We start from the raw sequence: 9,208 nt of genomic DNA, 5'->3' as shown, positions 1-9,208 counted from the left end.
TGTTAGGCCTGCCGCCAGCGTTCAATCTGAGCCATGATCAAACTCTTCAATTAAAAGTCTGATGCTCAAAGAATTAAACTGTTAGTTCGTAATGAATTAACTGTTGTTCACTTGAGACTTGATATTCGTTTATCGTCCGAAGACGTTAAGATATCAGTGCCCCGAGTGCCCACACAGATTGTCTGATAAATTGTTAAAGAGCGGTGCGACGCGGCGTTCAGCCTGCTGTCGCGAGGTGGCGTATATTACGCTTTCCTCTTTCAGAGTCAACCCTTAATTTCAGGATTTTTCTCTTCCCGACTCACCGTCGCTGTGGGATGTTTCTCATCAGCGCCGTGTCGATGGAGGCGCATTATAGGGAGCTCAGAAGTAATGGCAAGCGGAAAACTTAAAAAAAATCACGACCGCTCACCTTTTCATCATAACGCGTATTTTTAGCGCTTTTTGATCGCTTCTGGCAGCGCAGCGAGGCTATTTAACACCCAATCGGCCGCCGCTTCGGCTTCTGGCGTCACAGGTTTGCCGGTTCGCACCAGCACTTTGGTGCCGACGCCTGCCGCTGCGCCCGCCTGCATATCTTCTAATTTATCGCCCACCATATAAGAAGCCGCCATATCGATGTGCAGAAAATCGCGCGCGGAGATTAACATGCCCGGCTGCGGCTTGCGGCAGTCACAGTTCTGGCGAAACTCCTCCACTGCCCCTTCCGGGTGATGCGGACAATAATAGATGCCGTCGAGGTCGACGCCACGGTCCGCCAGCGACCAGTCCATCCATTCGGTCAGTTGCTCAAACTGCGCTTCGGTAAACTTACCCCGCGCGATGCCGGACTGATTGGTCACCAGCACCAGCGCAAAGCCCATGGCTTTAAGCTCGCGCATCGCATCGATAACGCCATCGATAAACTCGAAGCGGTCAATCTCAGAGACATAACCGTGATCGATATTAATAGTGCCGTCACGGTCGAGAAAAATTGCCGGTACAGATTTAGCCACCTGAAAAACTCCTGCCTTAAATAATGCCGCCTAGTATCGCATGATTCCTGGACGGAGAAAGTGCTCATTGCAGACAGCCAGATTGATTTAGACGTCTGGATGCCTTAACATCCATTCTGTTTACGGCCAACACCCGTATAAGGCAGAACAAAATGCCACGGCTAACTCCTATAAGATAATAAATAACCAGATGATCAAACTGTCGAATATCACCAAAGTGTTCCAGCAGGGAAACCGCACCATTCAGGCGCTGAATAATGTCAGCCTGCATGTCCCGGCAGGACAGATTTATGGCGTGATTGGTGCCTCAGGCGCCGGTAAAAGTACGCTCATCCGCTGCGTCAATCTACTTGAACGCCCGACTCAGGGCAGCGTGCTGGTCGGCGGCCAGGAGCTGACCGCGCTTTCCGAATCAGAACTGACCAAAGCCCGTCGCCAGATTGGCATGATTTTCCAGCATTTTAATCTGCTGGCATCACGAACTGTTTTTGGCAACATCGCGCTTCCGCTGGAGCTCGATAACACGCCGCGTGACGAAATCAAACGCCGCGTAACCGAACTGCTGGATCTGGTTGGCCTGAGTGAAAAGCAGGACGCCTACCCGGCAAACCTCTCTGGCGGACAGAAGCAGCGTGTGGCGATTGCCAGAGCGCTTGCCAGCAACCCGAAAGTGCTGCTGTGTGATGAAGCCACCAGCGCGCTGGACCCGGCCACTACCCGCTCGATTCTGGAATTGCTAAAAGACATCAACCGCCGTCTGGGCCTGACTATTCTGCTCATCACGCATGAAATGGATGTCGTGAAGCGTATCTGCGACTGCGTTGCGGTGATCAGTAACGGCGAGCTTATTGAACAGGACAGCGTCAGCGAAGTGTTCTCGCACCCGAAAACGCCGCTGGCCCAGCAGTTTATTCAGTCCACGCTGCATCTGGATATCCCGGAAGATTACGCCGAGCGTCTTAACGCGCAATCTGATGATAACCGCGTACCGCTGCTGCGCCTTGAATTCACCGGCCAGTCGGTTGACGCACCGCTCCTCTCCGAAACCGCGCGTCGCTATAACGTGAACAACAACATTATCAGCGCGCAGATGGATTACGCCGGCGGCGTGAAATTCGGCATCATGCTGACAGAAATGCACGGCACACAGGAAGAAACGCAAGCGGCCATCGCTTACCTGCAACAACATCATGTAAAAGTAGAGGTTCTGGGTTATGTCTGAAGCAATGATGTGGTTACTGGTGCGCGGCATCTGGGAAACGCTGGCGATGACCTTTGTTTCCGGCTTTTTTGGTTTTGTGATTGGCCTGCCGGTTGGCGTATTGCTGTACGTAACGCGTCCGGGCCAGATTATCGAAAACGCGAAGCTCTATCGCATTCTTTCAGCGCTGGTGAATATCTTCCGTTCCATTCCTTTTATTATCTTACTGGTATGGATGATCCCGTTTACCCGCGCCATCGTCGGCACTTCCATTGGTCTGCAGGCGGCTATCGTCCCGCTGACCGTGGGTGCCGCGCCGTTTATCGCCCGTATGGTGGAAAACGCCCTGCTGGAGATCCCGTCAGGTCTTATTGAAGCTTCACGCGCGATGGGTGCCACGCCGATGCAGATTGTTCGCAAGGTGCTGCTGCCTGAAGCGCTGCCGGGCCTGGTGAATGCCGCGACCATTACGCTGATTACGCTTGTCGGCTATTCCGCTATGGGCGGCGCGGTCGGCGCAGGCGGTCTGGGCCAGATCGGTTATCAGTATGGCTACATCGGCTACAACGCGACCGTGATGAACACCGTATTAGTCTTACTGGTCGTACTGGTGTATTTAATTCAGTTCTCAGGCGATCGCATCGTCCGGGCTGTCACTCACAAGTAACGTTACACACAACATCAATATACTTTCAGTTAAGGAATGGTTATGTCTTTCAAGTTTAAAACCTTTGCGGCAGTAGGGGCCCTTCTCGGCACACTGGCTCTGGCAGGTTGCGGTCAGGAAGAAAAAGATCCGAACCATATTAAAGTGGGCGTAATTGTGGGTGCGGAACAGCAGGTTGCTGAAGTCGCCAAAAAAGTCGCCAAAGAGAAATATGGTCTCGATGTCGAGCTGGTCACCTTTAACGACTACGTTCTGCCGAACGAAGCGCTGAGCAAAGGCGATATCGACGCGAACGCGTTCCAGCATAAACCGTATCTGGATCAGCAGATCAAAGACCGCGGCTACAAGCTGGTTTCTGTCGGCAACACCTTCGTGTACCCGATCGCTGGTTACTCCCGCAAAATCAAATCACTGGATGAGCTGCAGCCGGGCGCGCAGGTTGCCGTGCCGAACGATCCGACCAACCTTGGCCGTTCCCTGCTGCTGCTGCAGAAAGTCGGCCTTATTAAGCTGAAAGACGATATCGGCTTGCTGCCGACCGTGCTGGATATCACCGAAAACCCGAAAAACCTGAAGATTGTCGAACTGGAAGCGCCGCAGCTGCCGCGTTCGCTGGATGACGACCAGATTGCCCTTGCGGTGATCAACACTACTTACGCCAGCCAGATCAACCTGACGCCTGCGAAAGACGGCATCTTTGTGGAAGACAAAGATTCCCCGTACGTGAACATGATTGTGACCCGCGAAGATAACAAAGACGCGGAAAACGTGAAGAAATTCGTCAAGGCTTATCAGTCTGACGAAGTGAATGAAGCCGCGAACAAAGTCTTCAACGGCGGTGCCGTCAAAGGCTGGTAAGCCGTTTTGATTGCCAGTGGTTATAATTTCAGGACGGGCTTAAGCCCGTCTTGTTATTTCTGCAAGCTCCTGATTCAATAAGCCACGTTTTTATCACCGACGAGGAATTATTATGCGTGCTTTACCGATCTGTCTTTTAGCATTCATCCTGAGCGGCTGCTCCGTGCTAAGCAGATCCCCCGTAGAACCTGTTCAAAGCACCGCGTCGCCGCAAAAATCCGAGCCAGTTCGCCAGAAGACGGTTCGCCCCGCTCCGGTAAAAATCTACACCAATGCAGCCGATCTGGTTGGCAAACCCTTCCGCGATCTGGGCGAAGTGAGTGGCGAATCCTGCCAGGCCTCTAACCAGGATTCTCCGCCGAATATCCCGACGGCCCGTAAGCGCCTGCAGATTAACGCCTCTAAAATGAAAGCGAACGCCGTCCTGCTGCACAGCTGTGAAGTGACCAGCGGCACGCCGGGCTGCTACCGCCAGGCCGTTTGCTTAGGGTCAGCCCTTAGCGTTCCGACCAAATGACGACTTTTGCGTTTGAGCAAATCGGCGTCATCCGCTCGCCTTATAAAGAAAAATTCGCCGTGCCGCGCCAGCCAGGACTGGTTAACAGCGCGCGCGGCGAGCTGCATTTAATCGCGCCTTATAACCAGCCTGACGCCGTGCGCGGGCTGGACGCGTTTAGCCATATCTGGATCGTGTTTGTTTTTCATCAGACGATGGAAGGCGGCTGGCGGCCTACCGTGCGTCCGCCACGGCTTGGCGGCAACGCCAGAATGGGCGTTTTCGCCACGCGCTCTACCTTTCGCCCGAACCCCGTTGGCATGTCGCTGGTGGAACTTCAGGGCATCCGCTGCGAAAAAGACCGCGTGATCCTGACGCTCGGCGGGCTGGATCTGGTAGACGGCACGCCGGTCATCGATATCAAACCGTATTTGCCCTTTGCCGAAGCGCTGCCCGATGCGCGCGCGGGCTATGCACGGGAAGCACCGGAGGCGGCGATATCCGTCTTTTTTACCGATGAGATTGCGAAGGCCCTGCCGCCGCTTGAGAAACGCTACCCACGGCTTGGCCAGTTTATTTGTGAAGTGCTCGCCCAAGATCCGCGTCCGGCTTATCGTAAAGAGGAAGAAACCGGCAAGAGCTACGCCGTCTGGTTGCTTGATTTCAACGTCCGCTGGCGCGTAACGCCGCAGGGCTTTGAGGTCTATGCCCTGGAGCCGCGTTAATTTCCATAGCCTCTCTTTTGGCGGCCCATTCTCACTGGTACACTAAACCACTTTTTTGTGTCAGGCTTTAGCGTGCCTGAATTCACACGTTCAAACGGAACCGTAACAACATGCGTACTAGCCAATATCTGCTCTCCACTCTGAAGGAGACACCTGCCGACGCGGAGGTTATCAGCCACCAACTGATGCTGCGCGCCGGGATGATCCGCAAGCTGGCCTCCGGGTTATACACCTGGCTGCCAACCGGCCTGCGCGTCCTGAAAAAAGTCGAAAATATCGTGCGTGAAGAGATGAACAACGCCGGTGCTATCGAGGTGTCGATGCCAGTGGTTCAGCCCGCTGAACTGTGGCAGGAGAGCGGCCGCTGGGAACAGTACGGTCCGGAACTGCTGCGTTTTGTCGATCGCGGCGATCGCGCCTTTGTGCTCGGCCCGACGCACGAAGAAGTCATCACCGATCTAATCCGCAACGAACTGAGCTCTTATAAACAGCTGCCGCTCAACTTCTATCAGATCCAGACCAAATTCCGTGACGAAGTGCGCCCGCGCTTCGGCGTGATGCGCTCGCGCGAGTTCCTGATGAAAGACGCCTACTCTTTCCATACCACGCAGGAATCGCTGCAACAGACCTACGACGCGATGTATGAGGCCTACAGCAAAATCTTCACCCGCATGGGGCTCGATTTCCGCCCGGTGCAGGCAGATACCGGTTCAATTGGCGGCAGCGCGTCGCACGAATTCCAGGTGCTGGCGCAGAGCGGCGAAGACGATATCGTCTTCTCTGACACCTCTGACTTCGCGGCCAACATTGAGCTTGCTGAAGCGGTCGCCCCGCTGACGCCACGGGCGGCGGCAACTCAGGAAATGACGCTGGTCGATACGCCGAACGCCAAAACCATCGCCGAGCTGGTTGAGCAGTTCAACCTGCCAATTGAAAAAACCGTGAAAACCCTGCTGGTGAAAGCGGCTGAAGGCAGCGAGTTCCCGCTGGTGGCGCTGCTGGTGCGCGGCGATCATGAACTGAACGAAGTAAAAGCCGAAAAACTGGCGCAGGTCGCCAGCCCGCTGACGTTCGCGACCGAAGCCGAAATCCGCGCCGCAGTTAACGCCGGTCCGGGTTCGCTTGGCCCGGTGAATATGCCGGTGCCGGTTGTGATTGACCGCAGCGTGGCCGCGATGAGCGATTTCGCCGCAGGCGCGAACATCGACGGTAAACACTATTTCGGCATCAACTGGGATCGCGACGTGGCGACCCCGCAGGTTGCGGATATCCGTAACGTGGTAGCGGGCGATCCAAGCCCGGATGGTCAGGGCACGCTGCTTATCAAACGCGGTATCGAAGTGGGTCACATTTTCCAGCTTGGCACCAAATACTCCGACGCGCTGAAAGCTTCCGTACAGGGCGAAGATGGCCGTAACCAGGTGCTGACGATGGGCTGCTACGGCATCGGCGTTACGCGCGTGGTGGCGGCGGCGATTGAGCAGAACCACGACGAACGCGGCATCGTCTGGCCGGACGCCATTGCGCCGTTCCAGGTCGCGATTCTACCGATGAACATGCACAAATCCTTCCGCGTGCAGGAACTGGCGGAGAAACTCTACGCTGAGCTGCGCGCCAAAGGCATCGACGTGCTGATGGATGATCGTAAAGAGCGTCCGGGCGTAATGTTTGCGGATATGGAGCTTATCGGCATTCCACACACTGTGGTGATTGGCGATCGCAACCTCGACAACGACGAGATTGAATACAAATACCGTCGCGACGGCGAGAAGAAGATGATCAAAACCGGTGACATCCTCGATTACCTGGTCGCGAATGTGAAGCGCTAAGCGCTCTCCACATTGCATTAAAAAGGCCCTCAGTAGAGGGCCTTTTTCTTATTGGCTTACCTGTCACCGTTACGGATGGTCGCAATCTTTACCGGGCTTAAACGCCACTTTGCGATCGGCGACCAGACGCTTTTGCACCGCGCCGCTCGCCGGATCGACCGTCATGGTAAAGTGCGCTTCCACCACCAGCAGCACCGGTTTCTGGCTCACGCCACCTGCGCTTTGATAGTCATGCGCCAGCACGGCATGATTTTCTACGTTCGTCTCGCGCCCGGTGGCGCAGTCGGTAAAGGTGGCGTCGCTTTCATTGTGCTGGTACATCCCCGTCATGGTCATGGGCGTTTTCGGCAGCGGATCGCTCACCGGATCCAGCCGGTAATTCAGCGACGACTCAATCGGGTGGCCTTCCCGGTCAAGCATTTCCAGCGCCTCACCGCGCGCGCGGAAATAGGTTTTCTCGCCCGCGCTGTCAGTGAGCACCAGCTTATCGGCGGTACGCGCCCAGGTGCCGTAAGCGGCGAACACCGCCTGCCCCTTCGCCCCCAGATAACGTTGATTCATCACCCAGGTGCCGTCTTTTTCTAAAAACAGCGCGGTCTCGATGCCTTCGCAATCGGCGCAGGGCAGCACGCCTTTCCAGCTCTGCTGCATCGGCTTCAGCTCCGCGGCGCTGGTCGGCGCTAAGGTCTGCATTTCTGCCCGGTTGTTACAGCCAAACAGCGTAAACAGGCTTAACGCCGCCGCTGCGCAAAATATGATTTTTTTCACCGTATTTCCTTATTGTTCGTGGTGCTTTTAATCCGGCATACCGCGCACTTTTCCCCGCAGGGCTTTAGTGGCAGATTTATGGGTTTTCGCCTCCAGGCGTCGCACTTTCGAGGCGCGCGTCGGGCGAGTCTCCTTTCGACGCTTTTGCGTGGCGGTAAGTTCCCGCACCAGCATCACAAGACGCGCCAGCGCCGCCTCGCGGTTCATCTCCTGGCTGCGATACTCCTGCGCCTTGATAACCACCACACCCTCGGCGGTAATCAAGTGGTGACTCGCCGCCAGCAGGCGCGCTTTCCACTCATCCGGCAGGCTGGAGGCGTTGATATCAAACCGCAGGTGAATGGCCGTCGAGCTTTTATTTACATGCTGCCCGCCCGCGCCTTGCGCCCGGATGGCGCTGAACGTCACCTCGTCATCGGGCACCGCCACGCTTCGTGAAAACGTAATCATGCCTGAGCTTGCCAGACGGTCGGGTGAAGCTCCAGGTTTTCCTCGCCGCCGGAAAGCCAGATAACGCCTTCCTGCAACGTGGCCTGTAACGTCATGGTTCTCTGCGCCAGCGCGCTCAGCTGGGCGAGCTGGTCATCATTGATATACCAGATAGTCAGGTTCTTATACTGCCGCAGTTTGTCCTGATTCTGCTGCCACCAGATCTGCGCGGCGCGATCATTATAGGTAAACAGCGCCACCTGCTGCGACTGGCTCACCGCCTTCTTAAGGCGTCGCTCTTCCGGCAGCCCGAGTTCAATCCAGAGATCGATGCCGAGATGATCGTTGCGCAGCCAGATCTCCGGCTCGTCATCGGCGCACAGGCCACGGGTAAACTGCAACCGCTCGTCGGCGTACATCATCCAGGCCAGCAGGCGCAGCATCATCCGCTCCTGCGTTTCCGAAGGATGGCGCGCCAGCGTCAGGTTGATGTCGAGAAACTGCTGCCGGTCGAGGTCGGCCACATTGACCGCCGCTTTATAAATGGTTGCTTTTAACGCCATAGGGCCCCCTGAAAAGTTGGGGGGTATTGTAGCGTAATACGTGTCGGCTGGCTGCCGCTTCAAGCGCAGCGCGGTAACGCTGCGAGAGCCTGCGCTATGGCTCTGATGACTATGGTATAGTCACCTTGCTAAACAGAGTTTAACTACGTAGGCTTAGACTTGCATCCCGCGGTGAAGTCTGTCGTCAGGCTCTGACAGGAGGGCATGTGGATAAATATTGTGAATTAATACGACAGCGCTATTCGCAGATAGCCAGCGGCGAACTGGGGTACATTCCCGACGCGCTGGGCTGCGTATTAAGGGCTCTGAATGAGGTGGCCTCTGACGAAACCCTCTCGGAGTCGGTCAGGGAACAGGCGGCGTATGCTGCCGCGAACTTACTGGTGAGCGATTATGTCAATGAATGATGCCTATCAACCCATCAACTGCGATGACTATGACAACCTCGAGCTCGCCTGCCAGCATCACTTATTACTGACGCTGGAACTCAAAAGCGGCGAGGTCATGAAGGCCAAAGCGCAGGATCTGGTTACGCGCAAAAACGTCGAATATTTGATTGCCGATGAAGCCGGTGCCGTACGCGAAGTACGTCTCGACAAAATTGCGAGCTTCAGCCATCCACAAATCGGTACGGTGGTTGTCAGCGAATCCTGACGCGCACGTCACCCTGACGGGCA

12 protein-coding genes are annotated in these 9,208 nt (G+C 55.7%); 8 read left to right on the top strand and 4 right to left on the bottom strand.

Annotation, left to right across the window (positions count from 1 at the left end):
* Positions 1–434: 434 nt before the first annotated feature.
* Positions 435–995: a D-glycero-beta-D-manno-heptose 1,7-bisphosphate 7-phosphatase gene (gene gmhB, locus G9X48_RS14640; RefSeq protein WP_004385435.1), complete on the bottom strand. Its 561-nt coding sequence runs from the start codon at positions 993–995 to the stop codon at positions 435–437.
* A gap of 190 nt (positions 996–1,185) precedes the next feature.
* Here gmhB and metN point away from each other — a divergent pair, with 190 nt between their 5' ends.
* The 6 genes from metN to proS all read left to right on the top strand — a co-directional run bounded on the left by metN (position 1,186) and on the right by proS (position 6,771).
* Complete coding sequence (gene metN / locus G9X48_RS14635) at positions 1,186–2,217, top strand: methionine ABC transporter ATP-binding protein MetN (protein WP_004385436.1); 1,032 nt, start codon at positions 1,186–1,188, stop codon at positions 2,215–2,217.
* Positions 2,210–2,863, top strand: coding sequence for a methionine ABC transporter permease MetI (locus G9X48_RS14630; RefSeq protein WP_004385437.1), 654 nt, complete (start codon positions 2,210–2,212; stop codon positions 2,861–2,863). Before metN ends, G9X48_RS14630 begins: the two co-directional genes overlap by 8 nt.
* A 42-nt stretch (positions 2,864–2,905) precedes the next feature.
* Positions 2,906–3,721: a MetQ/NlpA family lipoprotein gene (locus G9X48_RS14625; RefSeq protein WP_004385438.1), complete on the top strand. Its 816-nt coding sequence runs from the start codon at positions 2,906–2,908 to the stop codon at positions 3,719–3,721.
* Positions 3,722–3,833: 112 nt separating this feature from the next.
* Complete coding sequence (gene rcsF / locus G9X48_RS14620) at positions 3,834–4,238, top strand: Rcs stress response system protein RcsF (RefSeq protein ID WP_004385439.1); 405 nt, start codon at positions 3,834–3,836, stop codon at positions 4,236–4,238.
* Positions 4,235–4,942, top strand: coding sequence for a tRNA (N6-threonylcarbamoyladenosine(37)-N6)-methyltransferase TrmO (gene tsaA, locus G9X48_RS14615; RefSeq protein ID WP_097569810.1), 708 nt, complete (start codon positions 4,235–4,237; stop codon positions 4,940–4,942). Before rcsF ends, tsaA begins: the two co-directional genes overlap by 4 nt.
* Positions 4,943–5,052: 110 nt before the next feature.
* The gene (gene proS / locus G9X48_RS14610) at positions 5,053–6,771 is read left to right on the top strand and encodes a proline--tRNA ligase (protein WP_012125699.1); all 1,719 of its coding nucleotides are present in this window, start codon (positions 5,053–5,055) and stop codon (positions 6,769–6,771) included.
* A gap of 69 nt (positions 6,772–6,840) precedes the next feature.
* Here proS and nlpE read toward each other — a convergent pair whose 3' ends face one another.
* The 3 genes from nlpE to G9X48_RS14595 are packed head-to-tail and all read right to left on the bottom strand — an operon-like array spanning position 6,841 to position 8,531.
* Positions 6,841–7,539 carry an envelope stress response activation lipoprotein NlpE gene (gene nlpE / locus G9X48_RS14605; protein ID WP_097641829.1) on the bottom strand — a complete coding sequence of 233 codons (699 nt, stop codon included), beginning with the start codon at positions 7,537–7,539 and terminating at the stop codon, positions 6,841–6,843.
* Positions 7,540–7,566: 27 nt separating this feature from the next.
* Positions 7,567–7,989, bottom strand: coding sequence for an alternative ribosome rescue aminoacyl-tRNA hydrolase ArfB (arfB, locus tag G9X48_RS14600; protein WP_004385443.1), 423 nt, complete (start codon positions 7,987–7,989; stop codon positions 7,567–7,569).
* A complete protein-coding gene (locus G9X48_RS14595; RefSeq protein WP_038859578.1) occupies positions 7,986–8,531 on the bottom strand; it encodes a YaeQ family protein in 546 nt (181 codons plus the stop codon). The genes arfB and G9X48_RS14595 overlap by 4 nt, the downstream gene beginning before the upstream one ends.
* 206 nt (positions 8,532–8,737) lie before the next feature.
* Between G9X48_RS14595 and G9X48_RS14590 the strand changes: the two genes are divergently transcribed.
* Both G9X48_RS14590 and rof read left to right on the top strand, forming a co-directional pair.
* Complete coding sequence (locus G9X48_RS14590) at positions 8,738–8,938, top strand: YaeP family protein (RefSeq protein ID WP_007896683.1); 201 nt, start codon at positions 8,738–8,740, stop codon at positions 8,936–8,938.
* Complete coding sequence (rof, locus tag G9X48_RS14585) at positions 8,925–9,185, top strand: Rho-binding antiterminator (RefSeq protein WP_007776988.1); 261 nt, start codon at positions 8,925–8,927, stop codon at positions 9,183–9,185. Before G9X48_RS14590 ends, rof begins: the two co-directional genes overlap by 14 nt.
* The last annotated feature ends 23 nt before the right edge of the window (positions 9,186–9,208 follow it).

This window comes from Cronobacter sp. HA18006, from assembly GCF_011605445.1.
In the GTDB taxonomy this organism is placed as follows: domain Bacteria; phylum Pseudomonadota; class Gammaproteobacteria; order Enterobacterales; family Enterobacteriaceae; genus Cronobacter; species Cronobacter sakazakii.
Note: the sequence above shows the minus strand (reverse complement) of the source record. Positions and strands in the feature narration are given on the sequence as shown.

Excerpts from the sequence above, each read along its gene's own strand:
- metN (WP_004385436.1), top strand. The coding sequence starts at position 1,186 with ATGATCAAACTGTCGAATATCACCAAAGTGTTCCAGCAGGGAAACCGC.
- G9X48_RS14630 (WP_004385437.1), top strand. The coding sequence starts at position 2,210 with ATGTCTGAAGCAATGATGTGGTTACTGGTGCGCGGCATCTGGGAAACG.
- G9X48_RS14625 (WP_004385438.1), top strand. The coding sequence starts at position 2,906 with ATGTCTTTCAAGTTTAAAACCTTTGCGGCAGTAGGGGCCCTTCTCGGC.
- rcsF (WP_004385439.1), top strand. The coding sequence starts at position 3,834 with ATGCGTGCTTTACCGATCTGTCTTTTAGCATTCATCCTGAGCGGCTGC.
- tsaA (WP_097569810.1), top strand. The coding sequence starts at position 4,235 with ATGACGACTTTTGCGTTTGAGCAAATCGGCGTCATCCGCTCGCCTTAT.
- proS (WP_012125699.1), top strand. The coding sequence starts at position 5,053 with ATGCGTACTAGCCAATATCTGCTCTCCACTCTGAAGGAGACACCTGCC.
- arfB (WP_004385443.1), bottom strand. The coding sequence starts at position 7,989 with ATGATTACGTTTTCACGAAGCGTGGCGGTGCCCGATGACGAGGTGACG.
- G9X48_RS14595 (WP_038859578.1), bottom strand. The coding sequence starts at position 8,531 with ATGGCGTTAAAAGCAACCATTTATAAAGCGGCGGTCAATGTGGCCGAC.
- rof (WP_007776988.1), top strand. The coding sequence starts at position 8,925 with ATGTCAATGAATGATGCCTATCAACCCATCAACTGCGATGACTATGAC.